At 45.8% G+C, this 21,545-nt stretch carries 23 protein-coding genes; 3 read left to right on the forward strand and 20 right to left on the reverse strand.

The window, feature by feature from the left end; all coding sequences use genetic code 11:
• Positions 1–143: 143 nt before the first annotated feature.
• The 6 genes from V756_RS1000000123805 to V756_RS0101555 form a co-directional block, all read right to left on the reverse strand.
• Positions 144–299, reverse strand: a complete 156-nt coding sequence (locus V756_RS1000000123805; RefSeq protein WP_032681598.1) for a hypothetical protein — start codon at positions 297–299, stop codon at positions 144–146.
• Between the two features lie 67 nt (positions 300–366).
• Entirely contained in the window at positions 367–1,776 is a 1,410-nt protein-coding gene (locus tag V756_RS0101535) for an MFS transporter (RefSeq protein ID WP_024713094.1), read from the reverse strand.
• Positions 1,773–2,246, reverse strand: a complete 474-nt coding sequence (locus V756_RS0101540; protein ID WP_024713095.1) for an Rrf2 family transcriptional regulator — start codon at positions 2,244–2,246, stop codon at positions 1,773–1,775. The genes V756_RS0101535 and V756_RS0101540 overlap by 4 nt, the downstream gene beginning before the upstream one ends.
• 110 nt (positions 2,247–2,356) lie before the next feature.
• Positions 2,357–2,857, reverse strand: coding sequence for a YwgA family protein (locus tag V756_RS0101545; RefSeq protein ID WP_024713096.1), 501 nt, complete (start codon positions 2,855–2,857; stop codon positions 2,357–2,359).
• Positions 2,858–2,892: 35 nt separating this feature from the next.
• Positions 2,893–4,194, reverse strand: a complete 1,302-nt coding sequence (locus tag V756_RS0101550; protein WP_024713097.1) for an HD domain-containing protein — start codon at positions 4,192–4,194, stop codon at positions 2,893–2,895.
• A 161-nt stretch (positions 4,195–4,355) separates the two neighbouring features.
• A complete protein-coding gene (locus V756_RS0101555) occupies positions 4,356–4,580 on the reverse strand; it encodes a YuzB family protein (protein WP_024713098.1) in 225 nt (74 codons plus the stop codon).
• 213 nt (positions 4,581–4,793) lie between these two features.
• On the opposite strand from V756_RS0101555, the gene rsfA reads away from it, so the two are divergent.
• On the forward strand, positions 4,794–5,573 hold the full coding sequence (rsfA, locus tag V756_RS0101560) for a prespore-specific transcription regulator RsfA (protein ID WP_024713099.1): 780 nt from the start codon (positions 4,794–4,796) through the stop codon (positions 5,571–5,573).
• A 142-nt stretch (positions 5,574–5,715) separates the two neighbouring features.
• Here the strand turns inward: rsfA and V756_RS0101565 are convergent, their stop codons facing one another.
• The 4 genes from V756_RS0101565 to pta all read right to left on the reverse strand — a co-directional run bounded on the left by V756_RS0101565 (position 5,716) and on the right by pta (position 9,685).
• On the reverse strand, positions 5,716–6,606 hold the full coding sequence (locus V756_RS0101565) for a carboxylate/amino acid/amine transporter (RefSeq protein ID WP_024713100.1): 891 nt from the start codon (positions 6,604–6,606) through the stop codon (positions 5,716–5,718).
• 170 nt (positions 6,607–6,776) lie between these two features.
• Complete coding sequence (gene lipL / locus V756_RS0101570) at positions 6,777–7,622, reverse strand: octanoyl-[GcvH]:protein N-octanoyltransferase (RefSeq protein WP_024713101.1); 846 nt, start codon at positions 7,620–7,622, stop codon at positions 6,777–6,779.
• Between the two features lie 47 nt (positions 7,623–7,669).
• The gene (gene cysL / locus V756_RS0101575; RefSeq protein ID WP_024713102.1) at positions 7,670–8,569 is read right to left on the reverse strand and encodes a cysJI operon transcriptional regulator CysL; all 900 of its coding nucleotides are present in this window, start codon (positions 8,567–8,569) and stop codon (positions 7,670–7,672) included.
• Between the two features lie 144 nt (positions 8,570–8,713).
• Complete coding sequence (gene pta / locus V756_RS0101580; protein ID WP_024713103.1) at positions 8,714–9,685, reverse strand: phosphate acetyltransferase; 972 nt, start codon at positions 9,683–9,685, stop codon at positions 8,714–8,716.
• 271 nt (positions 9,686–9,956) lie between these two features.
• Here pta and hemQ point away from each other — a divergent pair, with 271 nt between their 5' ends.
• Both hemQ and bacG read left to right on the forward strand, forming a co-directional pair.
• Positions 9,957–10,721 carry a hydrogen peroxide-dependent heme synthase gene (hemQ, locus tag V756_RS0101585; protein WP_003235942.1) on the forward strand — a complete coding sequence of 255 codons (765 nt, stop codon included), beginning with the start codon at positions 9,957–9,959 and terminating at the stop codon, positions 10,719–10,721.
• Positions 10,722–10,852: 131 nt separating this feature from the next.
• Positions 10,853–11,632, forward strand: a complete 780-nt coding sequence (gene bacG, locus V756_RS0101590) for an NADPH-dependent reductase BacG (RefSeq protein WP_024713104.1) — start codon at positions 10,853–10,855, stop codon at positions 11,630–11,632.
• Between the two features lie 13 nt (positions 11,633–11,645).
• On the opposite strand, the gene bacF is transcribed toward bacG, so the two are convergent.
• The 10 genes from bacF to rfbD form a co-directional block, all read right to left on the reverse strand.
• Complete coding sequence (gene bacF, locus V756_RS0101595; protein ID WP_024713105.1) at positions 11,646–12,845, reverse strand: transaminase BacF; 1,200 nt, start codon at positions 12,843–12,845, stop codon at positions 11,646–11,648.
• A complete protein-coding gene (bacE, locus tag V756_RS0101600; RefSeq protein WP_024713106.1) occupies positions 12,846–14,030 on the reverse strand; it encodes a bacilysin exporter BacE in 1,185 nt (394 codons plus the stop codon).
• Entirely contained in the window at positions 14,027–15,445 is a 1,419-nt protein-coding gene (bacD, locus tag V756_RS0101605) for an alanine--anticapsin ligase (protein WP_024713107.1), read from the reverse strand. Before bacD ends, bacE begins: the two co-directional genes overlap by 4 nt.
• Positions 15,446–15,463: 18 nt before the next feature.
• Entirely contained in the window at positions 15,464–16,225 is a 762-nt protein-coding gene (gene bacC, locus V756_RS0101610; protein ID WP_024713108.1) for a dihydroanticapsin 7-dehydrogenase, read from the reverse strand.
• A gap of 2 nt (positions 16,226–16,227) precedes the next feature.
• Positions 16,228–16,935, reverse strand: coding sequence for a 3-((4R)-4-hydroxycyclohexa-1,5-dien-1-yl)-2-oxopropanoate isomerase (gene bacB / locus V756_RS0101615; RefSeq protein ID WP_024713109.1), 708 nt, complete (start codon positions 16,933–16,935; stop codon positions 16,228–16,230).
• Positions 16,925–17,539 (reverse strand): prephenate decarboxylase, encoded by a 615-nt coding sequence (gene bacA / locus V756_RS0101620; protein ID WP_024713110.1) that lies wholly within the window; start codon positions 17,537–17,539, stop codon positions 16,925–16,927. The genes bacB and bacA overlap by 11 nt, the downstream gene beginning before the upstream one ends.
• A 151-nt stretch (positions 17,540–17,690) precedes the next feature.
• A complete protein-coding gene (locus tag V756_RS0101625) occupies positions 17,691–18,929 on the reverse strand; it encodes an MFS transporter (RefSeq protein ID WP_024713111.1) in 1,239 nt (412 codons plus the stop codon).
• Positions 18,930–19,461: 532 nt separating this feature from the next.
• Positions 19,462–19,926 carry a biofilm surface layer hydrophobin BslB gene (gene bslB / locus V756_RS0101630; RefSeq protein WP_024713112.1) on the reverse strand — a complete coding sequence of 155 codons (465 nt, stop codon included), beginning with the start codon at positions 19,924–19,926 and terminating at the stop codon, positions 19,462–19,464.
• Between the two features lie 314 nt (positions 19,927–20,240).
• A complete protein-coding gene (locus tag V756_RS0101635; protein WP_024713113.1) occupies positions 20,241–20,696 on the reverse strand; it encodes a dTDP-4-dehydrorhamnose 3,5-epimerase family protein in 456 nt (151 codons plus the stop codon).
• Positions 20,689–21,540 carry a dTDP-4-dehydrorhamnose reductase gene (gene rfbD / locus V756_RS0101640; protein ID WP_024713114.1) on the reverse strand — a complete coding sequence of 284 codons (852 nt, stop codon included), beginning with the start codon at positions 21,538–21,540 and terminating at the stop codon, positions 20,689–20,691. Before rfbD ends, V756_RS0101635 begins: the two co-directional genes overlap by 8 nt.
• Positions 21,541–21,545 lie beyond the last annotated feature (5 nt).

The following is a 21,545-nucleotide window of genomic DNA, read 5'->3' on the forward strand; positions in this document are numbered from 1 at the left end:
TCACCTTTTCTTCCCTCTCTGAAAACCGTAACGATCATTCATGTCCTTTTCTTCGCATGTATTCAATTCATATAAAAAAACACATTCATCCCTCTAAAAGGGACGAATGTGTTTATCATCCGTGGTTCCACCCAAATTCCCGATCAACACATATGTTGCATCGGCTTTAAGGTGCTGTAACGCAGCATGACGGTATCAGATACTTTAGTTCCCCGATACGGCTCAAAGGCGGTAAGCTGCTTTCCCTGCGTTAGGAAGATCTCAGCTGTTCTTCCCTCTCTGGAAACCGTAAAAAGCATCTCGTGTCCTTATCAGTGCCTGTTCAATAATTTTTTATATCTTACTATATATTCCCACAAAGCGCAATCAGTGATTTATATTTTTTTCTGGCGCGCCAGTCCCGTTATGGGCAGCCAGAAACAGCCATACAAGCAATGCGGCAAGGCTGTACGCCGCTCCCATCATCAAAAATGTAAATCCTGCTCCGGCGTACCAAGTGGCGGACAGATGAATGATCACCCCGGAAACCGCTACGCCGACCAAGGCTCCGATTTGCCTGTTGGCATTCAAGGCCGCGCCGGCGATATTGGCATGCTTTTGTCCGGCAGCCTGCATGATGACAGTTGTCATGGCAGGAACTGTTATGCCGGTGCCAAGGTTCATAACAGACATCAAGACCGCCAGCTGCCAATAAGGAAAATCAGGAGAAACAAGCACAAACAATAGCAATGCAATGATACAGCTGACCGCCATTGACACAAACATAAGCTGTCCGGCCTCAAATCGATTGGCCAGACGGGCAAACAGCAGATTGCCAATTACAAAGACCGCCATCATTGGCAGCAGCTCAACACCGGCCATAAAGGAGCTTGCGCCTCTTGCTTCCTGCAAAAAAAGGCTCAGCATAAACATGCCGCCGAAAAGGGCAAAATTCAGCAAAAACCCGACGAATTGAGCAGCCGAGAATCGCCCGTTTTTATATAAGGACGCCGGCAGAATCGACGTCTCCGCAGAGATTTCCCGCAGCAAAAAAAGAACAAACGCCAAAACCGCCGCCGCGAATGCACCAAGAATCTCAGGCGAGCGCCATCCCGCAGCAGGTCCCTGTATCAAGGCAAAGGAAAGAAACCCGAGAGCCGCCACTCCGAGCAGATGACCTGTCATATTTACGCGGCTGTTTTTTCCCGGCACGCGGCCGAGGATTCGATAAGCTGAAATGAGCGCAGCAGCCCCTAACGGCACGTTGAGCAGAAAAATACTTTGCCAGCCTGCAACCTGTACCAGCACACCGCCGATAAAGGGTCCAAGGCCTGAAGCGGCGGAAACAAGCGCGGCCCACAGTCCAAACATTCGCGCCCGCACCCGTTCATCTGGGTAAGAGGCCGCCAAAAGGCTGAGTGAGCTTGGCATAAACAAAGCCGCGCCAATTCCCTGCATGAGACGTCCGGCAATTAGCATCTGGCCGTTACTGGATGCGGCGCATAGACAGGAGGCCAGGACAAAAACGGCCAAGCCCAGCATATATACCGCCTTCGAGCCGAAACGGTCTGCCAAGGCTCCGCCTGCCAGCAGAAGCGACGCAAACGTAAGGATGTAACCATCCACCACCCACGCCACACCTGAAAGTGACATCGAAAGAGCGCTTTTCATATCAGCCATCGCCACATTCACAACGGTTACATCAAGAGTAGCCATAAGAAAACCAAGAGCGAGCACGATCAGTACGGATATGCCTGGTGATGAATCTGATTTTTGTAAAGATCCGCTGTTTTTCATTGCAATTGCCCTTTCATTTGCTCGTTTACCCAATCATCTATTTTTTCAAGATCGTACAATTCCCCGACTCTGTCCATGACATGCTGCAAGGATTCTTCTCTCATGAGATTGGCCCATTTATCCTCGATTTCCCCCATGACTGTCTCGAGCACACAGCTGCTTTCACCCTCGAATACGGATTGCAGCAGGCCTTTCCCCTGATACATCGAACCTCTGCCTTCGACCGCCTGATAAACATCATAGAGCGTAATGTCTGTCAAAGGCTTCGTAAGGGTGAAGCCGCCCTTCGTCCCCGGTATAGATTCTGCCAAACCGGCCTGAACCAACGTCCTCATCAGCTTCTTCAAATAAGAAGGAGACACGCGCAACCGCTGGCTGATTGCCTCTGACGTTAAAGAAGACTGTACGGGCAGCCGTGACAATAACAGCAGCACAGAAACCGCCTGCTCCATCCCTGATTTCATTTTCATTCTATTCACTCCTGACTTACCATGGATAACTATTATCCACAATAGATCCCTTATCAGCTTTTGTCAATAAAAAAAGCAAAAGAAACGGTTCATTTCTTTTGCTCAATTGGTTAACAAATCTGCTTCAGTTCCTCTATGTATCGAAGCGCTTCGTCATATTCTTCATTTGTATATTTTTGCTTGCTTTTGATGGTAAAGACTTTTTCTTTCTTTTCCTCGGCCTCAAGCCCGTCAAAATAAAGGATTGTGGAAACCAGCTCTAAAAACCGTGATGAACGGCTGTTAACACTGTCGATATAGCCTTTCATATCCGGCATATTCAAATCGGCATGGTCTAAAAACGCGGAACCTGTCTCAGTCAGCGAGTAACGATATTGAAAGTAGCCGCCCTTTTTTTCCTTCACCTCATGCAGAAATCCAAGGTTGCACAGCTCTTCAATCTGGAGCGTCAGTTCCTCTGAATACGGTCCGTAAAAGTGAAAATCATATTTCTCATAGAAAGGAAACTGCATTTTTTTCGCGATATAAATCATTTTCTGCAGCTTTTTCCGTCCGATGATTTCTCCAGAATCCGAGAACACCTTCATCAGTTTTGCATGTTCTTTCAACAAATTCCCGACATCTCCTTTTTCCTTCTTTCCAATTTCTATGTCAGTCCCAGCAGCTGCCGGATTTTCATTTTCGCTTCCGGATGTTCAGAGCTGTCACAAATCAGGTCCTTCGGATAGTACAGCTTGTGGTCCGTACGCCGCTTTCCGGATATTGATTCCACAATAGCCGACTGTCTGGACAGCTCTTTAATTTGGCCGGTTTGCGTCAAGAGATGGATCGGCAGACGCTCCTCTTCCTCTCCTGGACGGTAAAAATCGTATGGCAGATCTGAAGAAGAATCGACGACCAAATAATAGTTCGGATCGATTCCCACTTCTTTGAACAATGAAGTCAGCTCAAAATATGCCGCCATTTCTTCGTTCGGATTGAATTCAACGTATTGGAACAGCTGGCGGTTAATGAATCTGCGGCACAAATCGGATAAAATCGCGTCTTCTTCATCCTCCCAGGCCTGGAAGTAATACAAAATAATAGATTCATCCAGCTTTACATAATCCTCCAGCGTCAATTTCCCTTCAAAAATAGAATAGAAATGAACCGGAGCGTGAGTGAAGATATAGCCTTCATCGTGAAGCTGTTTTGCCCTGTGAAGAATCTTCGTTAAAATAACCTCCGCGCTTCTTGTCACAGGATGGAAATATACCTGCCAGTACATTTGGTAGCGGCTCATGATATAGTCTTCGACAGCGTGCATCCCGCTTTCTTTAATGACGATCTGATCCTCGCGCGGGCGCATCACCCGAAGAATCCGCTCCATATCAAAATGGCCGTAGCTGACGCCCGTATAATAAGCGTCGCGCTGCAGGTAATCCATGCGGTCTGCGTCTATCTGACTCGAGATCAGGCTGACCACTTGCTTGTTTTTATATGTTTTGGCAATAACTTCAGCAACATCCTGCGGGAAACCGGGGCTCACTTTTCTGAGCACCTGATTGACCTCTGTGTCTCCCAAGATGATATCTCTTGTAAAATCTTCGTGGTCAAGGTGAAAGACTTTTTCAAATGAATGCGAGAACGGCCCGTGCCCAAGATCATGAAGCAGCGCCGCGGCCAAACAGAGTTCGCGCTCGCTGTCATCCCATTCAGGGCGGCCTTTAAAGACATCATCAACCATTCTCCTGACAATTTCATAGACACCGAGAGAATGGTTGAACCGGCTGTGCTCAGCGCCATGGAACGTCAAATACGTCGTGCCGAGCTGCTTAATTCTGCGGAGACGCTGAAATTCGCGGGTTCCGATCAAATCCCATATCAGCTTGTCCCGAACATGAACATAACGGTGCACCGGATCTTTAAACACTTTTTCTTCTGTTAATTTTCCATTTGGATACGCCATCGTCATTCCCTCTTTTTTTTAGCCGTGTTTCTATTATATCGACTCTATTCTTTGAAAACATCCTTGAATTTGCCCGGCGATTTGTTCCATATTGGCGAAAAACGCATGATGCGAAGCAAAAAAGCCTGACCTGAGGGCCGAGGCTATGAAAAAATATGTTTTTATTTTTTTATTTTCTTTTTCACTTTGTCGATCAGCTCATCCTCTGTCGGAGCTGACAGCGGGCGATTGTTCACAAATGCAAATGATTTTTTCCGTCCGGGCCCGCAATAAGATTGGCATCCGACCTCAACCTTTGCGTCCGGGTCCACTTCTCTTAAACGTGGCAGCAATGTTTTGATATTAGTGGCTTGGCAATCATCACACACTCGAAATTCATTAGCCATGACGTACGCTTCCCTTCATTTCTATGTTCATCTATGTGAATAACGTAAAATCGCTTTTCAAAAAAAATCACATCACTCTTTATTTTACAAGGATTCGACTGTTCCTGCAAGCCGCTCCATCCTTCGTATCTCCTATTCTTTCAGCAACTTGTATAAATGTTTTCCAAACTGGACATTCTAATACCACGAAAAGAAAAATGGGAGTTGAGATAAATGACAAAACAGCGACAAGACGCTTGGTCAGAGGAAAACGATCTGCTTTTAGCCGAAACAGTGCTTCGGCATGTGAGGGAGGGCAGCACTCAGCTGAACGCCTTTGAAGAGGTCGGCGATAAATTAAACCGGACATCCGCAGCCTGCGGATTTAGATGGAACGCAGTGGTCCGCCATCAATATGAAAAAGCGCTTCAGCTTGCGAAAAAACAGCGAAAACAGCGGATGAGAGCGCTCGGAAACGGACAGCCAGCGAAAAAAAGGCTATTATATCAGCCTCCTGCGGTTGATCCTGAAATCATTCAAGAAACCGTTGCAGAGGAACCGGTTAAAACGGATGCACCTTCTGTCGAACATGAGCAGCAGCCTTTACTGTCAGGCGAACACATGCCTTTTGTGGATGAAAGTTTTAAGGAAGAGTTAGCTAGTCTATCACACTTATTGTCTCCTCAAACGCCTGCAGCTGCACCGGAAATGACGATGGATGATGTGATCCGCTTCCTGCAAAATTATGAAGGCAATAACGAGCAGTCATCGGCATTAAAAATGGAAAATGAGCGTTTAAAGAAAGAAAATCTGGAGTTACTAAGCAAAACAGAACAGCTTGAGGCGGAAGTACAAAAGCTTGAAAAAGACCAAAAAACAATCCAAGAAGATTATGAAACCTTGGTGAAAATTATGAATAGAGCCAGAAAGCTAGTTTTATTTGAAGAAGATGAACATGCTTCTCCATCCTTCAAAATGGACCGGAACGGAAATTTGGAAAAAATGGCAGAGTAAGTTAAAAAATCCCAAAACAATGTGCTGTTTTGGGATTTTCACCATGCACAAAACCCCCTTTTCTATTGAGAAAAGAGGATTTTATCATTTTGCAGCCTGCTCCGCTATTCTTGTAAAATGAGGCCAAGCTTATGTGAATCTATTAAGGCATGTGAGCTGCCTCGCCCGTTTTTTGTTTACGAGGCGCAGCGGAAATAACCAGAAGTCCCAGCATCATAAGGCCAATGCCAAGCCACGAGAAAAATGACAGCATTTCTCCTATGAAAAACACGCCCAGCAACGAGGCCGTCAGCGGTTCAGCTAAGGACAGCGTGACCGCCGCCGAGGCCGGGATCCCTGTAAGTCCTTTCGCAAACAGAAAGTATGCGGCGCATGTTGCAATTAACCCGATGTAAAGGCTCGTTCCCAGCCCTCTAGGGGTCAGCACCCACGAGATATCTGACTGCCATAAAAGCGGCGTCAGCAGAATGGCACTGATCATAAAGACAACAGCAGTAGTCGCTCGCGGAGGCTGGGTTTTCATTATCGCTTTACTGATGAGCGTATAGCCCGCAAAAGAAGCACCCGCTCCAAGCGCCATGAGAACACCAGAAACATCAATCCGAACATTTGAACCATCGGAAAACAGAAGCCAGCAACCAGATAGCGCCAATAAAGTGGCGATCCACCAGGCGTTTCGCGGGCGTTTTTTCAATACGGCCCACTCAAGGCTCCCGGCAATGATAGGCGCGCTGCCGATCGCAATTACAGTCCCCACCGCGATTCCGGTTTCTTTAACGGCTGTGAAAAACAGCGGCTGGTAACACGCCATACACACTGCTGCCGATAATACGAGCGGCCATGACCCATTTTTCACGTGAAGCTCCCGGCTGATCCAAACTGTAAGCAGCATGGCGCTTCCCCCTATTAATAATCTGAACGCCCCGAATGCCAGCGGTGTGGAGCTTTCTGGAGCCATCGTCTGGACGGTTCCCGTGGTTCCCCAGAAAATAGCCGCGATCAGCACAAGCAGGCTGTAAACATTCCCTTTCATCCGCCTCTCCCCTTTGTATATGGATGCTGATGTCATTTTATCGTTTTTCACTTTGTCATTGTTATCCGAATGGAAGAAGGATTTATCTGAAAATAAGATGGTTGAGGATAAAATGCGTTTGAAATAAAAAATGCATGCCGGCAAGATACGGCTGGCATGCGAGGGGACGCTCACCCAAATATCTTTGCATTCCGCTCAGCCATCCGGACGAGGTTTTTCTCAAATTCCATTTCCTCATCAGTGGACAGTCCTGCTGAATAAAGATGGGTGCTTAACGCTTTTAATTCCGTCAATAAAGCGAACATTAAGTCTTGTACGGAGATGTCTGTTTGCAGAAGCTCACTTAAGGACGCCATCGTTTCCGGACGTATCTCCGGATAGACGCCTTTTTTATCGTTTCGTTTGTCCTTCAACGCCGCTTGGTAGAATCGTCTGATTAAGTCGGCCCTTTCACTGCCGCTTTTATCCGCGCAAAGATAAATCTGCACAGCGACTCCGCCGCGAACGCGTCTTTGAGAGATACCCGCGAATTTTTTGCCGTCTATACTGAGGTCATAGCTGCCGGGACAATAAGATCCTTCAATTTCATAGGCTTCGATCTTTGCGTTGTACGGCTTGAGCATCCTTTTCATCAGCTCAGCCATCGCTTCATATCCTTTGTCTATGTCGATGCCCTTCTTTTCGTCCTCGAATATGAGAGAGAGATTTAACACGCCCTCATCCAACACGACGGCAAGACCGCCAGAATTGCGTACGATCACACGGTATCCTTCATTTTCCAGAAAGGATATGCCATCCTGCAAAAATGGGAGACGGGTATCCTGTATGCCAAGGACAATTGTGTCGTGGTGCACCCATGAGCGCGCTGTCGCCGGTGACACGCCTTTTCCGACAGACATGCACAGCGTATCATCCATTGCGAAGGATTGCTTCGCATCAAATAAAGGGCCGAGACTGGATTGGTCAATGACTCTCCATGTCGGCTGCATCAGTAAATCAATCGGTTGGTTTGCCATCTATGTAAAACCCTTTCATGTTAGGCTTATGAACGAAAACTATTATATCATTTCAGCCGCTGTGATTGATAATTGCTTCTCAGCATCGTAATAAAAATTTCTTTATTTTTCGTATTCTCCATGAGCGGAGAATGAATGTAAGATAGCTTGCGCTTTAATGAGAAATCTTTTATATGAAGAATTGAAATGTCACGGTGGATCAAATCCTTATGCAGCACGCTTCTGGATAGAACCGACAGTCCCATGCCGCTGATGACCGCTTCTTTTACGCCTTGATTGCTGCTGATGGTGAACATCGACTTCGGCCGCAGTCCGTTTGAACTGAGCACATGATCGAGAAATTCTCTCGTCCCGGAGCCTTTCTCTCTTGTCACCCACGCTTCGTTTTGCAAATCGCTGATCGAAATGTCTCTCCGTCCGGCCAGCGGATGCTGATTCGGCGCGGCAATGCACATTTCATCCTCCATGAACGGTTCAATTTCCAACTCATTCTCGTTTGTATGTCCTTCAATCAGCCCGATATCAGCCTGAAGCATCCGCACACGCTCGCTGACCTCCTCTGTATTGCCAATCATGACATCGAGGTTCAGTTCTGGATACAGCTTTTGCAGCTGGGCAAGTAACGGCGGAAGAATATACTCTCCGATCGTAAAGCTGGCGGCTATTTTCAATTCACCCTTCACATAGTGGTGATGCGCATAGATTTCAGCCTTGGCTTGTTCGTAGAGAAACACCATTTGCTTTGCTCTTTGATACAAAATGTCTCCTGTCGGTGTTGTCGTAAAGTGTTTTGGCGACCGGTTCAGGAGAGCCGTTTGAAATTCTTTCTCAAGATTTTTGATATGCAGACTGACGCTGGGCTGGGAGATCATCAGCTTTTCCGCCGCTTTTGTGAAGTTTTTTTCTTCTACCACCGCTATAAACGTTTTCAGCACGTCGTAATACAAAAACCCCACCCCTGTCATTAATAAATGATATAGTTATCATCAGTTTTCTTTATTGTACTCATATCATCTGCCTTGGTAAAGAAGGGTGTACGGAGACGCAAAAAAGGCAGCCTCCCGGAAGAGAGCTGCCAGTCTTCATTTTGATTACAGTGCTTGTGCAGCTGTAATTAATGCGAGATTGTAAACATCTTCAGCGTTACATCCTCTTGAAAGGTCGTTTACAGGCATATTTAAGCCTTGCAGGATTGGTCCTACTGCTTCAAAGTTGCCCAAACGCTGAGCGATTTTATAACCGATGTTCCCTGCTTCAAGGCTTGGGAATACGAATACGTTAGCGTCTCCTTTGATTTCGGAATCCGGCGCTTTTTTCTCCGCTACAGAAGGAACAAATGCGGCATCGAATTGGAACTCGCCGTCAAGTGTCAGTTCAGGCGCTTTTTCTTTCGCGATGTTCACAGCATCCGCTACTTTTTCTGTTTCATCAGATTTTGCAGAGCCTTTTGTAGAGAAGCTGAGCATTGCCACGCGAGGCTCAATGTCGAACATTTTTGCCGTATTGGCACTTTCGATCGCAATCTCGGCAAGATCTTGGCTGTCAGGCGCAATGTTGATCGCGCAATCCGCGAATACGTATTGCTCTTCTCCTCGAGCCATGATGAATACGCCGGAAGTCTTTTTCACGCCTTCTTTTGTTTTGATGATTTGAAGAGCCGGGCGGACAGTGTCGGCTGTTGAGTGAGCCGCACCGCTTACAAGTCCGTCTGCAAGGCCTTTGTACACCAGCATTGTACCGAAGTAGTTCTCGTCTAATAACGCTTTGCGAGCCTGTTCTTCTGTCGCTTTGCCTTTACGGCGTTCTACAAATGCTTGCACAAGGTCTTCCATGCCTTCATATGTATGAGGATCATAAATCTTAACGCCTTCAAGCGTCAGGTTTAGTTCTTTTGCTTTTGCTTGGATATCATTTTCATTGCCGATCACAATCGGATTCAGCACTTTGTTCCCTGCAAGCTTGCTGACCGCTTCTAGAATACGCTCGTCTAAGCCTTCAGGAAATACAATTTTAACGTCTTTTCCAGCTACTTTTTCTTGCACTGTTGAAAATAAATCTGCCACAAATAAAACCTCCTCAAAAAGTTACAAAAACGCTTTCTTTTACTAGCATACTCTTCTTCCAATCAAATTCAAACAGCCAACTTTTATTATAGCGCTTTCATGAAAAAATCTACTTTTTTTTAATTAATTTAAGTGACTCAATCTTTCCTTATATCTTCTCTTATTTTTATGAAGTTATACGGAAGAGATGTTCAAGGTTTCTCAACTGTAGAATCGGATAAACTATGGTATAGTGGAGGCAATTATGAAAAGATAATAGGAGTGAAGATAAATGAGTGAACAGCAAATGACAAATGAAGCTGCGAAAACACTTGACGGCTGGTATGCGCTTCATGATTTCCGCACAATGGACTGGACTTCTTGGAAGCTGCTGTCCAGTGATGAGCGCCAATCTATCATCCATGAATTCACAGGATTGCTAGAAAAGTGGGGCGTGGCCCAAAAAGAAGGAAAAGGATCACAGACCCTTTACAGCATCGTCGGTCAAAAGGCTGATTTTATGCTGATGATTCTTCGCCCTACAATGGAAGAATTAAATGAAATTGAGCTCGAATTCAACAAATCAAGACTTGCTGAGTTCACCATTCCGGCTTACTCCTACGTATCAGTGGTAGAGCTGAGCAACTACTTGGCAAGCGGCGATGGCGACCCTTACGAAAATCCGCATGTGCGTGCCCGCCTTTATCCTGAACTGCCTGAATCAAAATATGTGTGCTTCTATCCTATGGATAAGAGAAGATCCGGTAACGACAACTGGTACATGCTTTCAATGGAAGAACGCAGAAACTTGATGAGAAGCCACGGCTTAATCGGCCGCAGCTATGCCGGCAAAGTCAAACAGATCATCACCGGCTCCGTCGGCTTTGACGATTACGAGTGGGGCGTTACATTATTCAGTGATGATGTGCTTCAATTCAAAAAGCTTGTGTATGAAATGCGTTTTGACGAAGTCAGCGCCCGTTACGGCGAATTCGGTTCATTCTTTGTCGGCAACCGGCTTTCGCTTGATACACTTCCTCAATTCCTATATGTATAAGATCCCCTCCCGTCCTAACGACGGGAGTTTTTCTGATTCTATTTATCAGAATTTAAATAAAATTTGCTATTTTATCCGTTTTTTCTTACGATGGAGTTAACAATCCAAATTTTTCAAAGGGGTGCAGTTATTTGTCAAAACGAACGGCATTTATTATGGGAGCCAGTCAAGGGATCGGAAAAGCAATCGCTCTGAAATTAGCAGAACAGCAATTTTCCGTCGTCATTAATTCGCGAAACCTGAATCATATTGAATCTGTCAAAGAAGACATTTTGGCCAAGCATCCTGAAGCCAAGGTCGTTGTTCTTGCGGGTGATATGTCTGATCAAAGCACGAGAGCCGACATTTTTCAAAAAATCGAATCTCAATGCGGACGGCTTGATGTTCTGATTAATAATATCCCGGGCGGCGCGCCTGACACCTTTGATAACTGTAATATAGAAGATATGACGGCCACGTTCACACAGAAAACCGTTGCCTATATTGATGCGATCAAGCGTGCAGCCTCACTGATGAAACAAAACGAGTTTGGCAGAATCATCAACATTGTCGGAAATCTGTGGAAAGAACCCGGCGCCAATATGTTCACAAACAGCATGATGAATGCCGCTTTAATTAACGCAAGTAAAAATATTTCCATCCAGCTTGCTCCACACAACATTACTGTCAACTGCCTGAATCCTGGTTTTATCGCTACAGACCGTTACCATCAATTTGTGGAAAATGTAATGAAAAAGAACAGCATATCTAAACGTGAAGCAGAAGAACAAATCGCTTCCGGAATACCGATGAAACGGGTCGGATCAGCCGAAGAAACCGCAGCGCTCGCCGCGTTTCTCGCCTCAGAGGAAGCCTCCTACATCACTGGACAGCAAATTTCCGCTGACGGCGGCAGTATGAAAAGCATATAAAAAATCCCGCTTTCTAGCGGGATACCTTTTGTAATGATGCAAACGGCAGGTTCAGCTTTTGAATCCGCATGACAAATTCCCGCAGATCCTCCTGCTTCGACACCATTGATATTCTGACATGCCTTTTTCCGTGGCTTCCGAATATTTCACCCGGTGTGACAACGACATGGGCATGCTCCAGAAGGTAATCAGAGAATTGGTGAGAGGTTTCAAACGTTTTCGGAATTTCAGCCCATACGTAAAATGTTCCCTTTGGCTTTTCTATCTTCCAGCCCAATTCCTTTTCACACAGCTCCGTAAAAAAGTCAATTCGTTCCTTGTAGATTCGTTTTAAAGATTCCGTCTGCTCCGGGTCTCCTGAAAGCGCCGCACTCGCCGCCTGCTGCAGGCCTCCGAACATGCCGACAAATACATGATCCTGGAACTCATTGACGGCCTGAATGATCTTTTCATTCCCAACGGCAAATGCCATTCTCCAGCCAGCCATGTTAAATGTTTTTGAAAATGAATAAAGCTCCGCCCCGACAGCTTTGGCATCCGCTGCCTCAAGAAAGCTGGCCGGCTTTTTATCAAATTCAAACGCGCCGTATGCAAAATCATGAATCAAATGAATGTTGTGCTCTTTCGCATATGCAGCCGCTTTTGCATAAAAAGCCGCATCGGCTACAGCTCCCGTCGGGTTATTCGGATAGTTCAAAAACATCAGCTTCGCCCTGTCCAGCACGGCGGGATCAATTTTTTCAAAATCCGGCAGATAGCCATTTTCTTCATACAATGGCATTTCGTACAGCTCGGCTCGCGCCATCGTAATTCCTGACAAGTATTCAGGATAGCCTGGATTCGGGACCAAAGCGATGTCGCCCGGATTGAGCAGGCATTGCGTCAGCACGTACAAGCCGGCTTTCCCGCCGCCGAAAAGTGCAACTTCCGTTTCTGGGTTGATCGACACCCCGTATTCTCTTTTATAAAAAGCAGCGATCGCTTCCTTCAAAAACGGATAGCCTCTAAATGGGCCGTATCCGTGAAACGAAGGATTCAGCGAAGCCTCCCGCAAAGCCTCGACAATATGCGGCGGAGTGGGAAGATCAGGGTTTCCCTGTCCGAGATTAATGATGCGGGCCCCCGTTTTTTCCAACTCTTTTACCTTTTGAAAAACGAGTGAAAACTCTTGCCTTGGAAGTGTCTTGATGACATCGGACGGTGTTATTTCCATCTAAAAGACTCCTTTTTGCTCCGTTTTGTTATCCCGTTCCAAAAATGATTTGTTGACGAGCTTCGTATGCAGAAACAATCCGCTTACGACCACGACAATCAGCCCCATAATGACCGGTGCGTTCAAAACATTGATTAACATCGAACCAACAGAAATGCATAATCCGATGGACGCTTCCGCCACCGAAAAAATACGCCCTTGAATCTGGTTCGCCGCGTTTTCCTGAACCTTCACCTTTGCAAGCACTTCCCCATATTCCATCGCGATGAAAAAGAGGATAGCGGCGATGACAGAGACAGCGAAAATCGGCGTGAATAAAAACAGCGCCAGCGAGACAATGGACAAAACGGCAAAGTACGTCAGGCCTCTATTGTTGTTAAAGCCCCATTTGCTGACAAGCGCCGCTCCGATAAAGCCCCCGAAGCCGATGCAGAACGTGAGAATAAAGTTGCCGATTTCCCCGTCACCCAGAAAGCGGCTGACAATCGGAAAATAGCTGTACACAATACCCCACAGCAAAGCCATCGTAATCATTGTAAACATGGCGTTTAATACGAAAGCATTGGTTTTGATTTCCTTGAGTCCTTCTTTAAAAGACTGAAAGGCCTCTTTTATATTTTCAGATTGAATCGGTACGAATTGCAGCTTGATGCGGCTGATAAAAAAGGCCGAAACTAGGTAGGTTACACCGTTGAAAGCAACAGCCAGTTCTACAGATCCGCCTAACAGAAAAAGCCCTCCGGCAGCCGCTCCGACGATAATGGAGATGGTCGTCGCTTTCGCGAATAACGTGTTGATGCTTTTAATATCAGACTCCAAAGATGACATGACAGCAAGACGGGCAGGATTAAAAAACACGCCGCTTCCATAGGAAATAAACAGTAAAGCCAAAAAAATCAGCGGATACTCGCCTTTTGGAAGAAATGTGAGCCCCAAAAAGATGATGCCCCTGATGATATCCGTCCACAGCATGATCTTAATCCTGTCCAACCGGTCGACCAGAACTCCCAAGAACGGCTGGAACACCATCGGAATGCTTCTGACCACGATGACTCCCGACGTCACCCAGTAATCATGATAATATGTAGACAAAATGAGCAGGGCAGGGAGAACACAATAGTCTCCCATAAACGAAAGCGCCTGCCCGTAAAGCAAGCATTTAGAGTTGGGTTTTAACTGTTTCATACCGGCAGCACATACTTCGCCGTCAGCTTCGCATGCTGTTGAATGTGTCTGATTGATTCAGCCACATCCTGAGAATTGCTGCCTTTCAATTCAAATGCAGCTATGGAATTGAAGGCTTCAAACAGTGTCAAATCAACTGATGTGCCTGGTGCTGCAGCCGAAAAAGAAACGAGTTCGGTATCACCCTTCAATAGCCCGTCCGGAAGATCAATGGCTTCGATGACCAAGTCCGCAGCCGTTTCAGGAATCTGGCCATTTTGTTTGAAATGCTCTGGGTACAAATGGCAGTCAGCGACATAGCAAGGCTCTTGATCCAGTAATCCGTCCGGAAGATCTGCGTCTTTTCCGAAACAGAGGACATCTAATAATAATTGCGCCATATCAAGGCCGAAGACCTTTTTAATGTTAGGAATCATATTCCAGCCGGCGAATCTGGCTGCTGACTCGATTAAACCCGGTTCTCTGTTTTTCATCAGCTTGATCTCTGTATGTGTTGCGCAATTTTGCAGGCCAAGCCCTTCATTTGCCTTTTTGGCGGCTTCAACAATTTTCTTTTTCGCCTCTTCATCCAGAATGGACGGCGTAATATGGGATGTTTCTGTAAATCCAATTTGCGGTGTTTTGTCATGAATGGCGATCGGGAAATATTCACCGTCCGCCATGATGCCTTCTATGCTGATATAGTCCGAGTAGCCTTCAGTTTGATACCAGTCTCCGTACTCACCCTGTAAAAATTCTTCAGCAATAAACGGCGCTTCAAATGTGACCGCCTTTGGCACGTTAATCGATTTGAGATAGTCATTGACTCTGTTAAATTCAGCTTCTGCCGTCTCAGTATCCGTAATGAGCGTGACACCGATTGAACTTGCTAAATATGTAGGCTTTAAGATCAAAGGTGTGCCGATCTCTTTAAGTGCGGCTCGGAAATCCGCAAGTGTTGTGACTCGTTTGTTTTTGATCGATTTGACTCCCGCTTGATTAAAAGCGTCTCTCATTTTATTTTTATCTCTGGCATTTTCGGCAGCCTGCACCCCGGCGCCCCTGAGGCCCAGGCGTTCACAGGCTTTCGCCATCGGGGCAATGAATAATTCATTGTTTGTCGTGATGGCGTCCGCCTCAAACATGTTGGCAACCTTGACGATTTGCTCGACGACCTCTTCTTCAGGCTTGTCGTGATCCTCATGCGCCCAATAAATAGAATCGGGATGCTCAAAATCTGCTAAGCTCTGAAAATAGTCTTTATCTTTTATGACCGCGACCGAGTATTTTTCAATTAGTGCTGCATGGGAGGCTGTAATTGCAAAAGGCCTTGGAATAAAGCTGACCAGGTTATATTTTTCTGCAGCGCTTTTATAGAACATATGCGGCGGGCAGCCTCCAAGATCAGCGATGACCAATACTGTTTTTCTCTCCATATGTAAAACACTCCTTCTCTATTGTGCGGTGTATCCTCCGTCTGCGGTGATGGCGCTTCCGGTCATATAGCTTGATAAATCTGAGGCTAAAAACAGCATCACGTTTGCGATTTCTTCGGGTTTTCCAAGCCTCAGCAGCGGATTTACCTTTGCCTTTTCTTTTTTGATCTCTTCAAGTGTGCCTTCATTATTTTCAAGGAATGATTTTTCATTTAGCGGTGTGTCGATAATCCCCGGGCATACGCAGTTGACACGAATTTGATGTCTCGCATAATCAACGGCCATCGACCGCGTCAGCTGCAAAACGCCTCCTTTGCTGGCGTTATAGGCAGGGATATCAGGCCATGCCACGAGTCCGCCGACTGAGCATGTGTTAATGATGTTGCCCTTGCCGGCAGCCAGCATATGCTTGAGTGCGTGCTTGCTCATTAAAAATGTGCCGGTCAAATTGACTTCCAGCACCTTATTCCAATCGCTGAGCTCCATCTCGTGAATGGGGGACACGATTTCGATGCCGGCGTTATTAATCAATACATCCAGCCCTCCACATGTATCAACAGCCGATTGAACGGCTTGCTGACAGGCAGCTTCGTCTGTAATGTCGGTTTGCACAAAATGCAGCCTGTCACTATTTTCTTTTCGGGCCATTGCTTCTCCCTGCTCCTCATCAATATCCGCCACAACCACATTGGCCTGCTGGTTCAAAAAAGCCTGAACCGCCGCATAACCAATGCCGGATGCGCCTCCTGTGATGAGGACGGTTTTATCGGTGAGGTTCATGATCACTCATCCGCCTTTATTTTTTTTGCTTTTGCTCTGTTGTAGCGCGGCGGGAAGAAGATATTAATCGATCTTGATTCTTTTTCGGAACGGTTGATGGCGCCGTGATCTTCCCGGGGCTCACAGAAATAGGCTGTGCCGAATTTCATATCGACTGTGCAGCCTTCGACCGTCATGTCGTATCCGCCGCCAATGCAGATGCCAATTTGTTCATTCTTATGTTTATGGAAAGGCATTTCTCCGCCATTTCCAGGGATTTTGGCCAGCATGATCTCCACCCAATCTTCAACAAAGAACGTGACTTCCATGCCTGGCAACAGGTCTCTCGTTTTGAAAATATTCAAAAAATAATCCTCGGGACTTGTATAGATTTCATCAGCTTTCAGCCGTTTGATATCAATAGCGATGACTTCTTGGTCTGTATCGTTCCTTGCCCCGTGAGGCACATTCGGCGGCGCGATATACGCAGATTCCAAGGCCGTCATTTTTCTCGTCACATCTCCGACATTCATCATCAGCTCGCCAGAAATGACCATGCCGATTTGAACTTCTTTATGCTGGTGGGGTTCGACATTGGTATGCGGCGGGACGTAAGACATTAATACTTCAGTATCACCGCGCACGGATGAATACTGTCTCACTCCGTTTTCCCATTCAATTAATTTAGGTGTCGGGAAATAAAGCTCCTGCATATCTTCTTTAGTTTTCATTATCAACGTCTCCTTTTCCAAATAATGACCAGCTCATAGGAATGCTTTTAAATGTTTTCACAAATGTAAGCCCGTACTTTTGCCGGGCAATCTCATTGGTTAAGGCAATGTCATACAAGCCTTCTTTTACTTTTCTTGCGGCTTGGCTGGTTGAATTGACCAGTTTGAAACGTACATCTTTGCGGGTAAAATATTTGATTAAATTAATAGGCGATGGATGTGAAGCAACAACAGATGTATCAAGCATATCCTCCCTGAATTCAAAATCAGGTCGAACAGCCAGGCCGTACATTGGTGTATCGCATCTGAAAATTTGCAAAAGCTGCAAATCCGGCCTCATGTAGAAATGCTTAATGCCGTCGTAAGCGTGTGGGACGATGGTATATTCCAGCGGGCATTGGAGCGTCCTTTCGATGCATGATTCAAACGTATCATGCAAGGACAATTTACTGTTCAGCCCTTGGAGAAGAGTAAAATTGGAAATGAAATGCTTTGCTGCGTACTCACTGCTTGTCCCCTCAGGGCCGAGCGTGTTGACTGTAATGAGTTTGGATAGTGAATCAGTTCTGTTTTTTATCTGAATGCTATTATCCAATATAATCATGAGCACCAACCAATCTTTTAAAATTTTAAGTAAATTTTATCCAGCGGCAATCAAACTGTCAATGTTTTTAGAAAATACTGATAATTATTCCCATACAAACAAAAAAACCCTTAAAAAAGGGTTTTTAATTATAGGAATTTAGAAACTTTGTTTATTGGGATAAGGACTGATTGGCCTTCTTCTCATGCTTGCCGTACTTTTTATATGCGAAAACACTGAGCACAAACCCGAGCACTGTGATGGCGGCACAAATCAATCCGACGGCTGCATAGCCGTATGCCACATATACAGGTCCCATCAACGCAGAGCCTAATGTCACGGCCAGATTCGAGGCGAGGCTGTAAAATACCATGATTTTTCCGCGATGACGCTCTGAGCAGTCACTTAAAATGGTGCTGAGCAGTGTCACCGTCAAGCTTTGCATTAATCCCCAAATAAATAGACTGACGATTAACAGAAACATTGACGCCGACGCATATGGCAAACACGCCAGCAGCACGCTGATGCCCCCCAGCGCTATCAAAAGGGAACGCATTTTTCCGATACGGTCGGCCATCTTTCCTGTCACCACACTCATGGAAAACCCGATGCCGTAAATCATGATAAATAAGCCTGCGGCAGTATTTCCACCGGTAAAAATGTGCTGAAGATAGGTGCCCAGGAATGAATACATACCGTAAAAACCAATCATATTACAAAAGGTAATCATGATATAAACGGGTACGCGCGGGACTTTCACCGCATCTCGGAATGTTCCAGCCGGCTCTTCTTTTCCTTCCCCGCCGCTGTTTTTATGCTCGGCATGGCGGCGCATTTCAAGCAGGATCAGCAGAACAACCAAAACACCCATCAAGGCGAAAATCCAAAATGTCCATCTCCAATGCAGGACGCCGCCGATGAATGAGCCGAGCGGCACACCGAAGATCAGTGCCAGCGACCAGCTTGAGACGATCAGTCCCATCACCCTGCCCCTGTATGTATAAGGAACACGATCCCCGACAACTGCGTAAGCGGTCGGCACAAACGCTCCCGCAGCCAATCCTGAAAGCGCCCTGCCTAAAAAGAAGAAGAAGATATTTTGAGCTAAAGCGCACATCACGGTCCCTATAATAAAGATCATAAGCCCGGCCATTAAACTTATTTCCCTGGAGTATTTATCACCTAATGGAACCAAAAGCGGCGCACCAATAAAAATCATAATGCCGTAAATACTGATAGATAACGCAAGGACACTGACATCTGAGCTGAAGGCTTTTGCTAAATCCGGCAGCAGCGGTGAGATCACAAGCTCTTCAGATCCGGCCGCAAATACCCCCATCGTTAAAGCCAGTGCTAACAATAGCGGAAAATGATGTTTTGTTTTGATGTCGTTGTTTTGATTGCTGTTCATTCTTTCTCAAACACCTCTTCCATAATCTTCATATCATAAAGTTGTAATATAGTTTAGCATTGTTTTTTCATAATTTACAATACGTATAGAATCTTTATCATTTTTATTATTTTCATTTACATATTAATATAAATTTCTTCATTTCATTTTAAAAATACCATATAACAACATGTAAAAAAGTTCACCGGTTTCCGGAGAACTTTTTCTGCTGCGCCTCGCACGATTCGATTTCTCTCAAATCCACATGCTTCGGACATTGTTTTGGGTTGCAGCCGCCTGCTTTTGAGGCTGCACTGGGACAATTGCCGGCTATCAGCCATTTGGCGATCCTGTTGGTAAGCCGTGTTCTGTATTATTGGCGATTTCAAGCATATGATCGAAATCACGTGCTTTGCTGACATCTTTTTCACCTCATTGTTTTTTGGGCGGCCGTAATTGTGAATGCTTTATAAAATCAGCCGGCCAGATTCATACAGTTTTTTAAGCACAAAAAAGAGACTGACATGATCTCAGTCTCTCATCACTCTATTCATTAACGAGGGTCAATTACCAGCTGTGTTTCTGCATAAAAACTGCCGATTCCAAAACCGTTTACAACGTTCCCTTTAATTGTGTAAGTGCCTGCGCGCGGAAGGGTTTTGCGCACCATGACGAGGTCAAATTCAGACCTGCCTAACAAATCAAGCGTAAGCGGGAGTCTGACTGTCTTGCCATCGTTTAAAATTTGTGTTTCTTTCAGTGTTCTTCCATTTACTGAATCTCTTGTCGTGGCATGAAACCCGTCAGGAAAACGAAATTCTACCGCTCCGAGAGAAAACACCGCTTTTGGTTTATATGTCACTTCAATATCAGAAGTAGTCCACTCTGTTGTGCTGTTGATTGTTTTTGCCCCGATTGATGCAGACTTTGCATGCGCGTGGCCTGAAGGAAGCAAGATTGATAGTAAGACAGCTGAACTGATGAATAATGAAGATACGAATGAAGTTCTTTTTAGCATGACATTATCTCCTTAAATCACTGTTGGGATTGGCCAGAGCGTCCTCTGCAGAAAAAGTGTTTTTTTGTAATTCGCGAATGATCCTTCTTTTTCCTTAAAAATTAATCTATCATCATTTTCCATGGAAGTAAATGCTTTTTTAGGAATATTCACACTTGTAATTATTTCGATAGTCTTATTCTGTTTTTACAAGGTTCTAAAACATGTGTTTTCTCTTTTTTTCAGCCGCATCCGCCTGTCGTTTTGTATCTATTTTCCTATTTTCACAAAAAAGTCGAAGACGCTTTCGCTCTTCGATTGATCATGATCTATCTTTATCTACATTCGGTGTTCCAGTTAAAGCCGATCGTCTCATCATCCCATGGAATCCTTTTTTCATCAGGCTGATCAGGGTTATACGACATGGTGGTAAAGTAGATAATCGTCAGCGGCGTTTCTCCCAGCACCCTGTATCCGTGAGCGACCCCTTTTGGAATCAATAACAGCATTGGGTTGTCTTCACCCATATAATAGACGTCAGTTTCTCCTTTTGTCTTTGAACCCTCTCGAAGATCGTAAAGGACAACCTGAGCGTGGCCGGTCGGAAAGAACCATAGGTCATCCTGCTTCTCATGATAGTGAAATGCTTTTATGACACCAGGATAGCTTTTCGACCAAGACGCCTGCCCGAAATGCTCGAGAAGGTTCTCATCATCCCGAACCAGCTCAGCAAAAAAGCCCCTGTCGTCATTATGCTTTGTCAGTTTTTTCACCTTGACTCCTTCAATCACGCGCACTGCTCCTCTCCTGCAAATACTCCCGTAACGCTTCCCGCCAATGGCGGGGGCGGATGCCGGCTTCTTCAATGGCCCGATGGCTCAGTACAGAGTAAGCCGGACGGGGCGTTTTGTTCCCGTATTCTCCTGTCGTGACAGGCAAAATGACTGTCGCCAGCCCGCTTTCTTCCATAATCGCCTTCGCGAATTCATACCAGCTGCATATGCCTGAATTGCTGACATGATAGATGCCCGGCGGATGGCTGAACAGCTTGATGACCGCTTCTGCTAAATCCTTCGTATATGTCGGCGAACCTATTTGATCGTTTACAACCCTCAGCTCTTGTTTCGTTTCGGCAAGTTTCAGCATGGTATGGACGAAATTGCTGCCGCCATGTCCGTACACCCACGATGTTCTGATGATCGTACTGTCTTTCGTTGCTAATCGAATCAATTCTTCTCCGAGCTTTTTGCTTTTGCCGTAGATGGTGTTCGGTTCGAGGGGATCATCTTCCTTGTATGGCTGCGTTCCTTTTCCGTCAAATACATAGTCCGTGCTGATATGAATATATTGAGCGCCGATGCCGGCTGCCTCAAGGGCGGTATAATAAGCGCCGATTCCGTTAATCAAGTACGCTTTATCAAGTTCTGTCTCGCATTTGTCAACCGACGTAAATGCGGCCGTATTGACCACGATATCCGGCCGATAATATCCAAACGAATGCCGTACTGAGCGCTGATCAGAAATGTCCATCATCTTCTTTGTTAAGGCAATGACCTCATATCCGGCTTGCTTCAGCTGGCGGCACAGTTCCAGGCCAAGCTGGCCTCCCGCACCAGTCACCAATACCTTCGTCAATCGAA

Origin of the sequence: Bacillus tequilensis KCTC 13622 (assembly GCF_000507145.1) — a bacterium.
Classification (GTDB): domain Bacteria; phylum Bacillota; class Bacilli; order Bacillales; family Bacillaceae; genus Bacillus; species Bacillus tequilensis.

What these genes read in the sequence shown, in the direction of transcription:
- V756_RS1000000123805 (WP_032681598.1), bottom strand. Translation starts at nt 299, where the DNA reads ATGCTTTTTACGGTTTCCAGAGAGGGAAGAACAGCTGAGATCTTCCTA.
- V756_RS0101535 (WP_024713094.1), bottom strand. Translation starts at nt 1,776, where the DNA reads ATGAAAAACAGCGGATCTTTACAAAAATCAGATTCATCACCAGGCATA.
- V756_RS0101540 (WP_024713095.1), bottom strand. Translation starts at nt 2,246, where the DNA reads ATGAAAATGAAATCAGGGATGGAGCAGGCGGTTTCTGTGCTGCTGTTA.
- V756_RS0101550 (WP_024713097.1), bottom strand. Translation starts at nt 4,194, where the DNA reads ATGGCGTATCCAAATGGAAAATTAACAGAAGAAAAAGTGTTTAAAGAT.
- V756_RS0101555 (WP_024713098.1), bottom strand. Translation starts at nt 4,580, where the DNA reads ATGGCTAATGAATTTCGAGTGTGTGATGATTGCCAAGCCACTAATATC.
- rsfA (WP_024713099.1), top strand. Translation starts at nt 4,794, where the DNA reads ATGACAAAACAGCGACAAGACGCTTGGTCAGAGGAAAACGATCTGCTT.
- V756_RS0101565 (WP_024713100.1), bottom strand. Translation starts at nt 6,606, where the DNA reads ATGAAAGGGAATGTTTACAGCCTGCTTGTGCTGATCGCGGCTATTTTC.
- lipL (WP_024713101.1), bottom strand. Translation starts at nt 7,622, where the DNA reads ATGGCAAACCAACCGATTGATTTACTGATGCAGCCGACATGGAGAGTC.
- hemQ (WP_003235942.1), top strand. Translation starts at nt 9,957, where the DNA reads ATGAGTGAACAGCAAATGACAAATGAAGCTGCGAAAACACTTGACGGC.
- bacF (WP_024713105.1), bottom strand. Translation starts at nt 12,845, where the DNA reads ATGGAAATAACACCGTCCGATGTCATCAAGACACTTCCAAGGCAAGAG.
- bacE (WP_024713106.1), bottom strand. Translation starts at nt 14,030, where the DNA reads ATGAAACAGTTAAAACCCAACTCTAAATGCTTGCTTTACGGGCAGGCG.
- bacD (WP_024713107.1), bottom strand. Translation starts at nt 15,445, where the DNA reads ATGGAGAGAAAAACAGTATTGGTCATCGCTGATCTTGGAGGCTGCCCG.
- bacC (WP_024713108.1), bottom strand. Translation starts at nt 16,225, where the DNA reads ATGAACCTCACCGATAAAACCGTCCTCATCACAGGAGGCGCATCCGGC.
- bacB (WP_024713109.1), bottom strand. Translation starts at nt 16,935, where the DNA reads ATGAAAACTAAAGAAGATATGCAGGAGCTTTATTTCCCGACACCTAAA.
- bacA (WP_024713110.1), bottom strand. Translation starts at nt 17,539, where the DNA reads ATGATTATATTGGATAATAGCATTCAGATAAAAAACAGAACTGATTCA.
- V756_RS0101625 (WP_024713111.1), bottom strand. Translation starts at nt 18,929, where the DNA reads ATGAACAGCAATCAAAACAACGACATCAAAACAAAACATCATTTTCCG.
- bslB (WP_024713112.1), bottom strand. Translation starts at nt 19,926, where the DNA reads ATGCTAAAAAGAACTTCATTCGTATCTTCATTATTCATCAGTTCAGCT.